7 protein-coding genes are annotated in these 15,789 nt (G+C 63.5%); 3 read left to right on the forward strand and 4 right to left on the reverse strand.

Features of this window, described 5'->3' with window-relative positions:
• Positions 1-71 precede the first annotated feature (71 nt).
• A complete protein-coding gene (locus I41_RS11905) occupies positions 72-680 on the reverse strand; it encodes a helix-turn-helix domain-containing protein (protein ID WP_168206836.1) in 609 nt (202 codons plus the stop codon).
• A 535-nt stretch (positions 681-1,215) separates the two neighbouring features.
• Here I41_RS11905 and I41_RS11910 point away from each other — a divergent pair.
• From I41_RS11910 to I41_RS11920, 3 genes are all read left to right on the forward strand, one after another.
• The gene (locus I41_RS11910) at positions 1,216-1,866 is read left to right on the forward strand and encodes a sigma-70 family RNA polymerase sigma factor (protein WP_145432879.1); all 651 of its coding nucleotides are present in this window, start codon (positions 1,216-1,218) and stop codon (positions 1,864-1,866) included.
• Positions 1,850-5,911: a WD40 repeat domain-containing serine/threonine protein kinase gene (locus tag I41_RS11915; protein WP_168206837.1), complete on the forward strand. Its 4,062-nt coding sequence runs from the start codon at positions 1,850-1,852 to the stop codon at positions 5,909-5,911. Before I41_RS11910 ends, I41_RS11915 begins: the two co-directional genes overlap by 17 nt.
• Positions 5,912-6,428: 517 nt before the next feature.
• Positions 6,429-10,667 (forward strand): dockerin type I domain-containing protein, encoded by a 4,239-nt coding sequence (locus tag I41_RS11920; protein ID WP_145432882.1) that lies wholly within the window; start codon positions 6,429-6,431, stop codon positions 10,665-10,667.
• Between the two features lie 184 nt (positions 10,668-10,851).
• On the opposite strand, the gene I41_RS11925 is transcribed toward I41_RS11920, so the two are convergent.
• From I41_RS11925 to I41_RS11935, 3 genes are all read right to left on the reverse strand, one after another.
• Positions 10,852-11,910 carry a DUF6666 family protein gene (locus I41_RS11925; protein WP_145432884.1) on the reverse strand — a complete coding sequence of 353 codons (1,059 nt, stop codon included), beginning with the start codon at positions 11,908-11,910 and terminating at the stop codon, positions 10,852-10,854.
• Positions 11,911-12,139: 229 nt separating this feature from the next.
• Positions 12,140-13,612: an HD-GYP domain-containing protein gene (locus I41_RS11930; protein ID WP_145432886.1), complete on the reverse strand. Its 1,473-nt coding sequence runs from the start codon at positions 13,610-13,612 to the stop codon at positions 12,140-12,142.
• A gap of 1,446 nt (positions 13,613-15,058) precedes the next feature.
• Complete coding sequence (locus I41_RS11935; protein ID WP_145432888.1) at positions 15,059-15,787, reverse strand: DUF6498-containing protein; 729 nt, start codon at positions 15,785-15,787, stop codon at positions 15,059-15,061.
• Positions 15,788-15,789 lie beyond the last annotated feature (2 nt).

Below are 15,789 nucleotides of genomic sequence, written 5' to 3' on the forward strand. Positions count from 1 at the left end.
GAGGAACGTCATGAACCGTCCTTGCCGCATCGGAGCATGTTTGGCGTTTGTCGACGCGGTTCGAGCATCCGTTACTGCAGCGCCGCGGTGCGAACTTCGGTCACGACCCCATCGCGCACGACGCACCAGATGATCCGCTCGACGGTTCGCTCCGCCTGTCGCGGACCGTAATGCATGAGAACTTTGATGGCAAACTCGCCCGTTCCCGAAACGCACGCAGTGCAGACAAGTTGTGGACGAAATCTTGAGTGTGACGCCCTAGTAAACCGATCGGACGTCGAACTCGACTCGCCGAGTCGATCCCATACCCGATCGAACATGCGCCAGGCTTCATCGAAGACGCCAGTCTGAAAATCGGGACTGGGGCTCGGACCCGACGGACCGCCGAACACGCCGCGGCAGCGGGCTTCGAATTGCTGCTCGAGCTCGCGAATGATTCGCCGCGCGATCTCGAGCTCGCGCTCGACCCCATCAGCCTCGTCGAAGACCACTTCTTCGAGTGGCACGTCGAGACCACTGGCAATGAACGCCAGGAAGTCGCGTTTGATCGGACGGCTGCTTTCGGCGTTCCTCACGGTCCGCTCGGAAACGCCGGTGCGTAGTGCGAGCTCAATCTGCGTGATCCCCAGCCGCCGGCGCAAGGCAGCCAGTTTGTCGCCAAACGCTCGTTGCGTCGTCATGGCGTCCTCTCGTAGGGTGGTTGGCGTCGTTAGCGACGCAGGGTGTGACCCCATGACGAGCGGGACCGCCTGTAAAATCCGGTCGGTCATGGAAGTGCGTCAGGGCCGCCGTCAGCGTGCGGAGTCAACCGCCTTGTTCGCAAAACGTCGATCCTGACAAACGGTTTCGCCTTCTCCCTCTCCGTTAACCTAGGGTGACGTCGCAGCCGATAACGGACGGTTTCTTTGGAGATCTGCCCGCTATTTCCCCAACTTGGGGAGGCCGCCAAACGACTCAACGCCGGCCGTGCGGCCCAGTGAACGTTAGTCGCACCTCTCCATTTAATAGTGGCGCCAAACGCTGAAGGAAGCGGTCGTCAATTCCCGCGAAATTGCGGGAAATCACCAGCGGCGCCAAGCGGCCAGCCGGTTGGAGGTCGATTTGCGCAGGAACTCGCGGGCGGGCGATTGATTTCGCCGCCATGTGAGTCAAAAATCGACCTGGGCGAACAACGAGCGCCCACCCTCGCTGCCCAGCGCCCGTTTTGAGTAATCCATGACGTCGCCATCCGCGGTGCCCACGACGTCCGCCGCCGACGGCCCGACCAGCTCCACGGCCGTCCGCATCGACGCCGCGAAGCGCGGGTGCCACGAATCATTCGGCGTGTTGGCGGAGCACTGCCGACAGTATCTGCTGCTGGTGGCGTCGGGCGAACTTCCGCACGATCTGCGCGCGAAGATTGCGCCCTCGGACGTCGTCCAAGAAACGCTAGTGCGAGCGCAGCAGGGAATCCATCGATTTTCCGGAAACTCCGAAGCGGAGTTTCGCTCGTGGATTCGACAGATCCTCGTGCACTACGCGGCCCACGTCGGTCGGCACTATCGACAAACGGCGCGGCGCGACGTGGCCCGCGAGGTGAGTTTGGACGCGCCTGGGCGCTGGCGCGGGCCAATCGAGCAACTCGTCGCTGACTTCACGCCGCCGGTGGCGCGACTGGAGCGACTCGATCAGGCGACGCTGCTCGAGCGCGCCCTGGAACGAGCCCCTGCCCCCTATCGTCGCGTGCTCATGCTCCGCACGGTGGAAGGGTTGCCGTTCGCCGACGTCGGCGAGGTGCTGGGCGTCTCGGCGGAGGCGGCGCGAAAGCTCTGGGTGCGTGCGATTGCGGCTCTGCAGCGGGAGATCAAGCGTGACCAACTTTCGTAACGGATCCGCCGATGGGGAACTCGCGTCGTCCGGCGCGGCCGATTTGGCCTTGGCGGGGTTCGACGATCAGACCTCGCCGATCATCGAAACGTTGCTTGTCGAAACGGGCGAAGCGCTCGCCCAAGGTTCGCCGCTCCCGACCGTTGACGATTTGCACCTCTCGACGGAGGAACTCGTCGAGTTCCAGGAGCTCCAAGACACGCTCGTGCTGCTCGATCAAGCGCGACGCGACGGATGGCTGGGGCGGGCGGCGACGCTGGCCGAGAAGGGCGCCTGGCCCGACGCAGGGCACGAGGGGAACGCCCCCGACGATGGCCAACGAATCGGTCGCTTTGAGATCGTGCGGGAACTAGGACGAGGGGGACACGGGGTCGTGTTTCTCGCGCGCGACCCGCGGCTGCGGCGGCTGGTGGCGCTGAAGGTCGCTCGTCCCGAAAGCTTCGTCTGTGATGATCTCCGTCACCGGTTTCAACGGGAAGCGGAGGCGGCGGGCAGTTTGCACCATCCAAACCTCGTGGAAGTGTTTGAAGCGGGCGAAGATGGGCCAATTTGTTTTATCGTCTCCGCCTATTGCAGCGGGCCCACGCTGCAACATTGGCTGGTCGCCGCCGGCGTGCAGCCGACGTGCCGCGAGGCGGCAGCGCTGACGGCAGCCCTCGCCGACGGCGTCGCTCACGCCCATGCCCACGGCATCTTCCATCGTGACGTCAAGCCAAGCAACGTGTTGCTGGAGTCAGCGCAGCTCGATCCCGCGCGAAGCCTCCCAGCCGCGTCGCGACCCCTGACGTCGCTCAGCAGTTACACGCCGAAGCTCGCCGATTTCGGACTCGCCAAATTGCTCGAGGGCGGGGACGACCGCACGCGCACCGGCGCCGTGCTGGGAACGCCGGCCTACATGGCGCCCGAGCAGGCCGGCGGCCGCGCCGAACTCATCGGGCCGGCGACCGACGTTTATGGACTGGGCGTGTTGCTCTACGAATTACTGGTCGGCTCGCCGCCATTCCGAGGCGAAAGCGACATCCAAACGGCGCGGCGCGTGTGCGAGGAGACGCCCACCGATCCGCGCCGCCTGCGCAGCGCGATCGACGCCGATTTGGAAGCGATCTGCCTGCGTTGCCTTGAGAAGGATCCGGCGGCGCGGTATCCGACGGCCGCCGCCCTGGCGGAAGATCTCGCGCGTTATTTGGGCGGGAAGCCGACGCTGGCTCGTCCCGTGGGACGACTGCAGGCCGCGGCGCGCTGGATCAAACGTCGGCCGTTGCCGACGGCGCTACTGGCCGTGAGTCTGGCATTGGTCGCGAGTCTCACCATCGGCGGCTGGTGGACGAGTTTGCGCAACGAGCAGGCCCTGCGCCGCGAAGCGGCCCTGCGGTCGGCGGCAGAGACGCACAAACGGCACGCGGAGGCGAGTTCCGTCGAGGCGCGTCGGCTCCTGTACGCCAGCGACATGCGCGTCGCCCATCAACTCTACCAGAACGGTAATCTGCGCGCCGCGCGCCAATTGCTCCTGTCGCACGCGCCGCCGCCAGGCGGAGAGGACCTGCGAGAGTTCGCCTGGCATTTTTTGGATCGCCGTACGCAGCCCGAAATGGCCACGCTGCGCGCCCACGCCGGCGGCGTCCGACTGGCGGTCATGAGCGGCGACGGCGCCTATCTGCTCACCGCGGGCCACGACGGCGAAGCGAAGCTTTGGAATACGGCCGACCGCCAAGTGCTGCTGACCCTGCCGCTAAGCGACGTGCGCGTCGGAGCCTTCTCGCTTGATAACGGGCGATTCGCGGTCGCCGACGGCGAGGCCGCGTACGTCTACGCGGTCGCCGATCTGGAGCATCCGCAACGACTGCCGCACGCCGCCGGGGAGCCGACGGCGCTCGCGTTCTCCGCTCCGCGCGTCTCGCCGCAGGAGGAGCTATTGTGTTTGGGGGGCCGATCGGGGCGCGTCGCGCTCTGGCGTACGAGCGACGGCCGTCCGCTCCTGGAGACCAGCGCCGGCGACCAGCCGATCACGGGCGTCGCGTTCTTGCCGAACGACGACCTCCTGATCGCCGCGGGGAAGCGGATCACGTTGTCGCCGACCGCCGATCGGGCCGCCTCGCGGACGTGGCTCGAAGCCGATGCGGATATCGGCTGCATCGCGGCCTCGCGGGGCGCGGGGCAAGTCGCCGTCGGGCTGGCCGATGGTCGCACGCTACTTCGCGCGAGCGGCGCACCAGCGCCCGACGTCGAGCTTCGCCACCCAGCGGCAATTAGCGCCGTGGCGTTCCATCCCCATGGTCGACTGCTGGCCGTGGCCAGCGTTGATGGCACGACGAAGGTCTGGGACGGGTCGACGGCGGCCTGCCGCGTCGAGTTCGTCGGGCATGTCGATCGCGTCAGCGCCATCGCCTTCTGCCACAACGGCGCTCGGCTGATGACCGCCAGCGACGACGGGACTGTGAAGCTCTGTCGTACCGAAGACGAGTATTTTACGGCAGTCGACTGGCCCAACTTCGCCGTGAACGCGATTGATTTTTCCAGCGACTCTGGGCTCTTGGTGTGGACTGGCTATCCCACTTCCGGCGGCGTCGCAGGCTACACGGGCATCGTCGAACTTCCAACTCTCGCGGCAGATTTTCTGAACGGCGCCGCCGGCGTCTTCGCGGACCTCCAGTTCCTCTCGACGCCGCGCCTTTTCTTGGGGGTCAATGCCGGGGGCGCGCGGGCCGAGATTTCAGTGACGCAGTCGCCCGTCGTCCCGCGCGGCTTCCCACGGCCGGCTGATCAAACCGGCTGGATGCCCAAGCTGACGGCAACCTCCGATGGGGCGATCTCCGTCTGGGGGTCTTGCTATCCGCTGCATGTGGCCGACGCTCAAAACAACGTCAAGCTTCTGGGAGCGGACGAGACGGCTGAAGTCATTGAACTGCGGATCAATCCGGCTCACGAGCGCGAGTTGATCGTCGCCAGCGACAAGACGATCGCCGTTTGGGACCTTCAAGCGCGTCGCTGCACGAGCCGCTGGGCGATGCCTGCTCCGACCAAAGGATTCGACTTCATCGATCGCACGACGATTGCCGTCGGCGGAGCCGACGAAGTGCTGCGGATCGTCGATGTACGCACCGGGAATTTCGTCGCGGAACTCCCCAGCAACGATGGCGCGATCAACAGCGTGGCCATCCACCCCAACGGGCGAACCGCGGCGCTGGGACATGCAAGCGGGCAGATCTCGCTGTGGGACCTCTTGGTGCGGCGGCAGCTGCTGACGCTCTCGGGCCACGGTGGCAAAGTCACCCGCCTGACGTTCTCTCCCAACGGCCAGTTTCTGGCCAGCGGCAGCGAGCCGGGGCAGGTGTTTATTTGGTCGGCGGGGGCGGCGAGCGGGCGAACGCCGTCAGGCGCCAAGGCGATGATCAACGAGGGGTCGACGGAGGCGCTCGTGACGCGGGTGACGCCGGTCGTCCATGCGGCGCACCAGTCGCCGCGGATCCCGTCGAGCGTCCCGTTCGATCTGGCGAACCTGCGCGAGAAATTTCGCCGCGTCCATGACTATGCCAAGTCGATCGGTTACTCGGCGGCGTTCCCGACCGGCATTGATCGCGAAACGGACGAAGGCGTTTCCATCGGCGTTGTTGCGCTCAAGCGAGGCGTCTGCCAGTGGCACGAAGCGCTGGGGACGGAGGTCGCCAGCGCCATCAGTGACGCCCCCGGCGCCGACGGGCCGCTACTGCATCAACGGCGGGCGGCGGCGTGGGGCCAGGGGCGCGGGTACGCGCTGGCCTTCGCCAATTTTCATCAAGCGATGCTGGTTGATCGGCTGATCTACGGAGTCGCCCAGTTCGACGCCTCCGCGTTCACCGCTGACCGCATCAAGGTCAGCCCCTCCAGCGACCCTCGAACGCTCAGCGAGCGGCTGCGCGTCGTCAATCGCGCAGCCCTCGAGCGAGGATTTCCAGGGGCGCTACCGACCTTTGACGATGACGAGTCGGCGGGAACCATCGGCGCAGCGTTTTTTCTGCCGGCTGCCGCCGAATCGCTGAGCGTTCCCGCGCATTTGCTGAAGAACTGACTTGCTGCTCGCCAACAATCGCGGCTTCAGCGTCGCTCGTCGGTTCACGGACCGCAGTGCAGCCGGCAAACGAGGCGCCTGAGTCTACGATTCTATTGCTGCCTTACGTCGTCGACGCTGCGGTGGCGGACCCGATCATTGGTCGTTTCGCTTGGCGCCGCTTCTTTCGCTCACCTGGTTTGAAATGGCGATGATGGCCTCCTGGCCATGAATCGCGGCGAACAGGGCAGAGCTACCTCAAGTTAGTCACCCTCGTTGGCTGAGGTCGCCATGACGGCGGAGGCCCCTCCAGATCGCAAAAAAACGAGTTAAAGAGCGAAAACAGACGGCAAAAACCGCCACTCGCAGCGACCGGCTGGAGAGGTTGCTACAATAGTCGCGCCGTTGAGCTCGGTTCGCCTTCGTCCCCAGCGATTTGAGGACCTGCGGGTGAAACGATCGCAAGGGCGAATGTGCTCACCGATCGTCGGATGCATGTGTGAAAGTCTGGGTTGCTCGTTCCTCGCAGGATTGACCCATGTGCAAAGCAGTTCAGCTTGGCCTCGTCGCGGCCATGTTCGCGTGTTTCAGCGTCGGTCCCCGGGCGGCGCTGGCGCAGATCAGCGGCCCCTGGCCGCCGCAGTTCGGTGCCTACTTTTGGCAGGGAAACAATCGTGGCGACGGGGATGGAAATACGGGGGTCTGGAACAACTGGGACGGCCGGTGGCAGATCGATTCTCCCCCGCCTCCCGTGGTGATTACCACGCTTGCCGCTCAGGACGGCGACACGCTGATCCTCGATGATACGTTCGTGAACGACGAGGATCGTCACAGCGTCAGTTTCGGCGGCCACGCCCTGCCGTCGAGCAGCATGCAAGTGCATCTCAACGCCGCCTATTCCGGCGGCTCGCTCGCGTTCAACTCCTTGCTGTTCCAAAACAGCAGCAATGTTCACGGACCTCTGGCGCCGTACCCCATCGACGTGTCGGGGACGACGATCGACGTCGATTCGCTCCAGGTCACGGCCCTCAGTGATGCGATTACCTTCGCCGGGGCGACAATTGACGGCAACAGCGTCTCGTTCAGCGGGACCGAGTCCGCGGGATTTCCGCTGCCGGTCGGCCAACGCGTGATGATCAAGGTCAACGGCGGATCGGTCGACGCCGACTACTTCAAAATGACAGGCAACTTCGTCGCCGAGGCCGACGGCGCCGCGCTGAGCGCGCTGGTGGCGCAGATTGGCTTTGCCGACACGCCAGGCGCGGCCGCGCCGGAGCTGCACCTGAAGGGACAAGCGGAGTTCACCGTCGGCAACGACCTCGTCGTGGGCTTTTCAGGTCACGGGCAAATTGACATGGCGGAAGGTTCGCAATTACATGGCGAGAACATGAACGCCCTGGTCGGTCTCGACGGCGTGGGCTTCGTCCATGCGTCGGGCGAGTCGACGATCGATCTCCACCATCTCGAAATCGGCGTCCGGGCGGCGGGGTTCGTGTTTCTTGACACCGGCGCCGCGATGACGACCGACGGAGCGAAACTGGGTCTGGTGGTCGGGTTCGACGGAACCGCGAACCTGGAAAATGGCGGCATCTGGACGACCGACGACCTGACCCTCGGCCTCAGCGGCAACGGGTACGTCGACGTGCGCAGCAACAGCACGCTGACGATCAACGGCGCGGGCGTTCTGGGACAGGACCCGCTGGGCCGCGGCGTGGTGAACATGTACGGCGCCGACTCGCACTTGGTCTTGGGCGAGCAGGGGACGCTCGAGATTGGCCATCTGGGCAAGGGCGAGCTGAATCTGTACCAGGGCGCCACGTTCACGTCGGCCGGCGACGTGACGCTCGGCAAGCTGGCCGATAGCACGGGAATCGTTCGCGCCGAGGGCGACGGCTCCGCGTGGACCGTCGACGGCGACCTAGTGCTCGGCGAAGACGGCAACGGCCGTCTGGAGCTGAAAGAGGGCGGCGCCGCGACGATCGCGGGCAAACTCACGATCGGTCTCAACGCAGGGAGCGATGGACTGCTCCTGCTCGATGGCGAAGACGTCAGCATCTCAACCAGCGATAACCTCGTCCTCTCCGGCGAAGGGCATGGAGTAATCGAGCTGCGGAATGGCGCCACGCTAAACCTGAAGGAAGTCCTCATTGGCCAGACGCAAACGCCGGGCGTCCAGGGCGAACTGACTGTCGACGGCCCGGGGTCGCAGCTCACGTCAACCGGCGAGTTCGTCGTCGGCGATGCGTCGAAGGGCGTCTTCAACGTCACCACAGCGGGGACGGTCACGACCAACGGCGCCGCGACGCTGGGGCGCGAGGGGGGCAGCGAATCCCAGGTCAGCGTCTCCTCCGAAGAGGGCCGCGCGAAGTGGACCGTCAACGGCGACCTGACGGCCGGCGCGAAGGGAATCTCGTACGTCCTGATTGAGAACGACGGCGAGATTAGGGTCAATGGGAAGCTGGCACTCGGCGTCGACGAGGGGTCCGAGGGCGTCTTCGAACTCGACGGCCAGCAGGCGTCGCTGACGACCGACGGCTTGGCGATCGGGGCCCGTGGGACCGGCATCTTCAATATTCGCCACGGAGCCAAGGTCGTTGCCGGAACGACCGTTATCAGTTCAGTCCACAGCGCGACGGGCGTTTCGCCGCGCGGCGAGATGAACATCCGCGACGAGGGCTCCGAATTCCGAGCGCTTGGCGCACTGACCGTCGGCGCCGAACAGGGGCGCAAGGGCGTCCTCCGAGTCGGGCCCAAGGGGACGGCGATCGCCGACGCCGGCGTCACCATCGCTCGCGATCCCGGCAGCATCGGGGAAGTCGAGATCAACGCCGATCCCGAGACGAGCGAGTCACGCGCCAAGTGGACCGTCGGCGGCAATCTGACCGTTGGCGACGGCGGCGAGGGGAGCTTGTTTGTCGTCAACGGCGGCCGCGTCGCCGCTGCCAGTGCGACGACCGTCGACTTGGCCAAGAAGGCCGGATCGCAAAGCGTCGTGCAGATCGACGGCGAAGCCGCCATGGCTCAAACGACGTTCACCCATGGCGGAAATTTACGCGTCGGCGTGCAGGGGGCGGCGAACCTGTACGTCCGCACCAATGCACTGCTGCAAACGGCGGGCGACGCCACGATTGCTGAGCAGCCGGGCTCCGATGGCGATGTACGAATCCTCGGGACCGACGCCGAGTGGAAAGTCGCCGGCGATCTTAAAATCGGCAAGGGCGATTCGCCGTCTCTCACCGTGCTAGATCACGGCAAGGTCACCGTCGCTAAGGAGTTTGTGGCCGACTTGCAAACTGGAAAAACGGCGACCATCGACCTGTCCGACGGGGCAACTGTGCAGACGGGCGCTGTGGACATTCGCGGGAACGTCAACGTCACGCTCGCTAATCCCAACACGAAATGGACCGCCGAACGATGGGACATGCGCGGCGGAGAGCCTTCGTCGCTGCGCATCATGGACGGCGCTCAATTGTTTATCGAAAGTTCGGACGAAATCACCGACGTGAGCTTCCAAGAAGGGACGACAGTCACGATCTCAGGAAGCGAGGCCCATCAATCTCTGCTGCAAATTGGCTTCTCGAAGGGCAGCGTGGGGGGAACGGTGAACGTCGAAGCAGGAAGCAATTTCGATTCGGAGGGGGGGCTGCTATTTGATCCTACGAGCGAACTTCATGTGCACGGTCCCAACACGCGCTTCGTCGCCAACTTGCTTACGATTCAAAACATCGCCACCATCGAAGACGTCGATTTTTTCGGGACAGCTTCGGGAGTCAAGATCAGCGGCGGCTCCGCCACGCTGAAAAATGTGACGGAGGTCGGTCCCGGGATCGAAGTGAATGGCGGTTACCAACGCCCTCAAGGCAGGCTGATGATCGACGGCGTCACAACCACGGGCCCCGTCATTGCCGGCGGAATATCGGATCAGGGCTCTATTTCGGTCGCTCCAGGCGCCCGATGGACGGTTGGCAATCAGGGGCCGGGCACCGGTTTGGTGAAACTTGGCGGCGTGGACCCGATCTTAGGTAGCGCCGGCACAGGTATTTTGGATTTAGGCCAGGGTAGCCTGACCCGCGTGCTCGGGGACTTCGTTAACAGTAAAGGGAGCAAGCTCACGGGCAAAGGCAAGATCATCGCCAACAACTTCACTAACGCTGGCAAGATCGCTCCAGGAAATTCCCCGGGTTCGATGATCATTGAAAGCAATTTTGTTCAGACCTCCGACGGCATCCTTGAACTCGAAATCGGCGGAATGTCGCCCGGCGTGCAGCACGACGTCATCGACATTACGGGCGCCGCTGACGTCGGCGGCCAGGTGCTGGTGAAGTTCATCAATGGATTCGCCCCGCACGCGGGCGATCAATTCACGCTGATCGACGCCGACGCGCTGCAGCTCGCGTCGACCGTCTCGTTCCGCAACCTGCGATCCGACTGGCAGTACAGCACGGCCCTCGTCGACAATCAGTGGAGGGTGACCTCGCTGACCGACGGCGTCTACGTGGAGCCCGGCGACTTCAACGAGGATGGCGTCGTCAACACAGCCGACTTGACGGTCTGGAAGACGGGCTTCGGCATTTCAGCCGGCGCCACGCATCTGCAAGGAGACGCCGACGGCGATGGAGCGGTCGACGGGACGGATCTGCTCATCTGGCAACGTCAGCTTCCTAGCGGTGCGCCGACCGCCGCAGTTCCCGAACCCCCGGCTATTTGGCTGGCCGTGGGAGCAACCGTCTCCGTGTTGACGTCCCTATTCAGTCGTCGCCGAACGATCCGAGGCTAATTTAGTCGCCCAGGGAGCTTGCGCGGACGCTCGTTCCCGCGGCGGGTTCGACTGAACGGAAAAGTCACTAGAACGCGGCCCGATGTTCACTCCCGCCCTTCGAAGCGCGTCACGGACGATGCTGCGCGGTCTTCTCCCGGCGGCACTTGCGGTACGAGCAAGTCGCTGACCTGCGGTCTGATGACTAGCGGCGCACGAGGTCGACAGTCATCGAGGTGTTGTTAGCCACGGGGAGGACAGGGGCGAACGGATGGTGCCGCGCCAATTTGGCGCCGCCCCACGGGAAGAACTCGAAGCCGAGATAGGCGTCGACCGCGCCGGTGTCGACCGGCGTCATAAAGTTTGATTCGCCGAACATCGCCACGTAGTTGCCGAGCGGCACGAACAAGTCGGAACCGAAAACGAGGCATTCGTCCTGCGGCGGGTAGTCGCCGAGGACGTTCGCTTCGCTGTGGCCTTCGGCGACGCCGACCCAGCAGCGGATCGCGGCTTGGTTCTTCCAGGTATGGCGAGCATAGACGCTGCCCTGGGTGATGGGACGGAGCAGGACCGTGGCGGCGCCATAATGGCCGGCGTCGTTGTTGTCGCGGATGGCGGCCTGGACGCCGAACTCGTTAGCAACACTCGTCTGCCAACCAAGCCGGCCGCGATACTGGCCCAGCGTGAAGTTGTCGTAGTACTCCTGGTAGAGAAAGTCGTAGCCGAGCCCCCAGACGAGGCCGGCGTCGGTCCGCTGGAAAAGGCCGACGGTGGTGAAGCTCTGCGTGCGCGACGAATTGTCGATCAGTCGGTCGTTCACCTGCACCGCGTTGGCGGTGGCGTTGATGGCGGTCCCCATCTGCAGTCCGAGCCCCGCGTCTTCGAGGATCGGCATGCCCCAGTTGATGTGCGAGCGTCCGCCGAAGTGGGCGTTGACGCCGAAATCTTGCGGCTGCTTCGAACCGTCGTAACCGAAAAAAATGCTCAGCGTGTCACGCCAGTTCCATTCATCAGGGGCGTAGATCTCGTGCGACGCGAGTTCGACGCCGTCGGCAACGGGGAGGTCGCGATAGGCGTCAACGACGAAATCTTCGGTGGTCGTCGGAATTGGCTGAGCATAGCGCCCGGCGTCGGTCATCAGATCGTCGGCAGCCACAAACGGCGCCGCTGCCGCGAGCAATGCCATCGAGATGGATAGAGCCTGCCCCCAACGAGCGCCTTGTTCAGCCCGGCGAGCGCAGCAGCTTGCTGGTGAGCATTTCATGGCGACTCTCCGAGGTCGATTTCGTCGGCTGCCAATCGCGGCGATCCGCCGCTATCGCCGCTAGCAGGCGGTACGCTCCAGCATTAGAGTGCTGTCTCAGGAAGATCGATTCGATTGCTGCTCGCCTTGATCAATGGGCCGAATGCGCCCCGTTGCGGAAGTACGGCAAAGTTTGTCGCGCCTCGCGACCAACAAAAGAGCTAGCATTCGAAGATAGACGCCAAACAAGTCAAATTTCGGCGACCAGTCGCGCGACCGCTTCTAGTTGATCGTCGATGCGAGCCTTAAATGTTTGGCGATCAACCCAAGTCTTCAGCGCCGCGTACGACTCGTCGCAAATGGCGAAACCGGCGTCGCGATCCATGATCCCGTAGATTTTGTCGATGGGGAGGCCGTCGCGGTAAGGTCGAGCCGCCGAGAGGGCTTCGAAGACGTCGGCGACGCTCAAAAGTCGCGACGAGATCGGCAAGCTGGAAGCCAGGATGCCGCGATGATAGCCGCGGCCGTTGAGTTTCTCGTGATGCGCGGCGGCCATTTCCGCAAGTTGACTCAGCCCTGCGACGCGTCCGACAATTTGCTCGGTATAGGCAGGGTGTCGCTTGAGGTCGGCAAACTCCTCGTCGGTCATCTTCCCCGGCTTGTCGAGAATGAGATTTGAAACGCCGAGCTTGCCGATGTCATGCAGCAGGCCAGCGCGGCGTATTTCGCGAAGTTCTTGCGGCCCGAAGCCGAGGACTTCGCCGATGCCGACCGCAATGTCGGCGACGCCGGCGGAGTGCTTGTAGGTCCAGGGACTTTTGGCGTCGACGACTTGTGCGAAAGCTGCGGCGATCGCGTCGAGTTGCGGTTCGTCAGCGATGAGCGCGGCGTCAGGGGGTTCGAAGGCGGCAACCTGCTGATGCGGGTTCGGGTGATGGACGCGACGCCAGAAGTCGATGTCGTCGCGGGTAGCCAGGAACGCGTCGACCAGTTCCGGATCGAACCAACGCCCGCGCCGATCCTCGGCGATGTCGGTCGCCGCGAGGAGTCCTTGCTGCGAGAAGAAGACTTCCACCGTCTGGGCCAATCCCATGATGCGAGCGAGGAGCGAAATTTGCTCGCCTTTGAGCCCCTGAGGATGGCCTTTGCCGTTCCAGTGTTCGTCGAGTTGATGAATCGCCGTGGCGGTCGCTTCGGGGAAGCCAAGCTGCCGGGCGATTGACGAACCCCGTTCGCAGCGAGTTTGCACGAGCCGCTTGGGGCCTGAGGGACCTTGCAGCGCCATCGAGACCATTTTGAGAAGCCGTTCGAGACGCGTGCCGTTGGGGGCGACCTGATTCTGCACGAATTGGATGCTGGCAGTCAGTTTTGGCCAGTCAATCGTTTTGATGTCGTGCTTTACCTGGCGGTCGTCGGCGCCGAAAAGGTAGCACATCTTCGCGGCGTTACTGGAACAGCCGAGATCTTTGAGTAACAGGCCATAGAAGAGGGCTGATTGATCGCTGGGCGGAAGGTTGATCTCTTGCGCGATTCGCATGCCGATGAGGCAGGTGCGCGCGGCATGGCCTTGCGGCTGCCCCTCGGTGATGTCGAGGGCGTACGACATCGCGGCGATCACCTCAGAGAGGCGGATCTCGGCGGCGGGGGCGTGTTGCGGCGCCTCGGTAGCGGGGGTCGGCTTGGCGCCGACTCTGGAATATAGTTCCGTTTCAATCGACGTCATGGCGAAGTCTCAAGCTGGAGCATCGATGCAACGCCACAGCATGGCGTGAGCGAAGTAGATTCACCCTAAAGAGTATGTCACTAGGGCCTGAAGAGAAGCGGCGAGCTGAGGCGCCCTGAGATCACGTGATGACATGTCCGTTACAGACGATACAGGTATGCTGAACGTCGTCGACGCGAGATCGAACTGGCGAGCTCTCGGCCAGTTGATCCAGTTGGCGGAATCCGCCAACTGCCGCTCGTCCACTCCCGGCGTCTCCCGCCATGAGCGCTAATAGTCCACTCGGCAAACGAATTCGCCGGCGATCGCGTACCCGCTTCCCAGGCGGGAGCAGCGTATGGGCCGCAAGATTACCGGCGGAACGTTCAGTGACGAGTCCAAAAAATCAATGGCGTAGAGCGGCGCGGTCGTCGGCGCGGGATACAGGATCGCAAGGCCCCTGGTGCTAATGTCAATGGAGTAGGCAACCGCGGGCTCGCCGGTCACGGCAAATTTCTCATTGAGCGAGATGGCGGTCAAAGGCGCCGAAATCGCGTACCGAGTCGACGTGCGCAAGTCATGGGCCCGAAGCTCCGCGCACTCCGCGCAGTTACGGAGTTGCCGGATATCCTCATTGCTCAGACGGCATGGCAAAACGAGCGACTGAAGCGGCAGCCGACTGTAAATCTGTCGAAAGTGGGCGGGCCTCACGCCGCCATGGAACTCTGCGCCGCCCTTTCGCTCCACCGTCGCCAGCATGATGGTCCCGCAGCGCAGGCATTGCCACGGACTGGCGCGTGTCGTGCGGTTCGGTTTCAATAATGAAACCGGAGATCCGCAGTCGCATCGTTGTAACGGCTGCGGCTTGGGATTTGAGGGCTGGTCGTAAAATGCGGGCAGATGCATGTCGCAATACCACATTGCCACTACGGAATTCCGCCTCAACTAGTCGACTATAGCACACTGTTGCTATAGGAGTTGCGGAGTTGCGAGGCATCAAAGCGGCAAGTTTCGCATCCAGGAAAGTTGATGCCCGACTGCGGCTTCCGACGAGCGCGGCGGCGGGGGCAAATCATCTGCGTTAAGCCGTCAGCTAAGTCCCTAGGTCTGATTCGCTAGATTTTCACCAGTTCGGCGCGCCCTCCCGCTGCGCGCACCCTCCCAGACATGATTGGGTTCGCGTGCGCACACGCCGCGGCGGTAGGACGCAGCGGGCTGCGCACACTTTGGACCGAAAGTCGATTATCAGTATGCGTTCCACAATCCAAACGGTCTCAACGCTCACTACTAGCAGCCAAGTGCAGCACCATCTCCAAAATGGTGGATTGATGGTAAATCTCACGTGCTAACAGTTTTGGTGCAATTCGCTACGACTTGTGCTATTTGTACCTTTGCGTGACCGCGTCGTCCGGCCCCGGCCGGTCTCCTTGGCGCGCACACTGCCTTAAATCGGCGCCGAGCGAACTACTACTGGGGCAGCTCGTCGTTAGCCATCTCGCGGCGGCGCTTGGCGTTCTCGACCCGCAGTTCTGCGGCGAAGTCTTTGTTTGGGAAACTCTTCTTCATGATCCACATCAGCCACGCAGGGCCGTCGTCGAACTGCGGCGGCTTTTCCGTTGTGAAGGCCGTGCCGAGCTCCACGAGCAGCTTGAGGCCGGCGAACGGGATGCCAAACGCGGCGTTGCGTCCCGTGAGGCCCGCGAGCGCCATGCCGAAGATGATCGCCAGTTGCACGACAAACACCCGCGCCAAGCCGCGCCCGGCGACGAGTTTGAGCCAAGCAAATGACCGACTGCGGAGGCCGAATAGGTCGAACAGGAATCCGATGAGCTGGCTCAGGCCGATCGCGAGCAGGGCCCAGCGCATCGTGTCGTCGTCCGGAGCCGCCTTAAATATGCATGCAAAAATTGCCACGACGAACACGCCGTGGACGAACGTAAAGACGACGCTTGTCGTCAGATACCCGGCGAGGAAGCTGGGGTTCCCTTGGAGCCCCAATTGATTGCGATAGTGTCCACGCTTGCGAGTGAGCCGGCGATGGAGCCAAATCCGCAGGGCGATGAAGATGGTCCCAATAGCAGTTTCCGCCCAGTAAACCGCCAGCGCCGTCGGCCCCGACCAGTCGTCCCAGCCGAGTCCCCAGATTACGAGCCCGTTGTTGAACAGAACTGACAAAATGGCGACTACGGAGTGCATGG

The sequence above is a fragment of the Lacipirellula limnantheis genome (assembly GCF_007746075.1).
Classification (GTDB): Bacteria; Planctomycetota; Planctomycetia; order Pirellulales; family Lacipirellulaceae; genus Lacipirellula; species Lacipirellula limnantheis.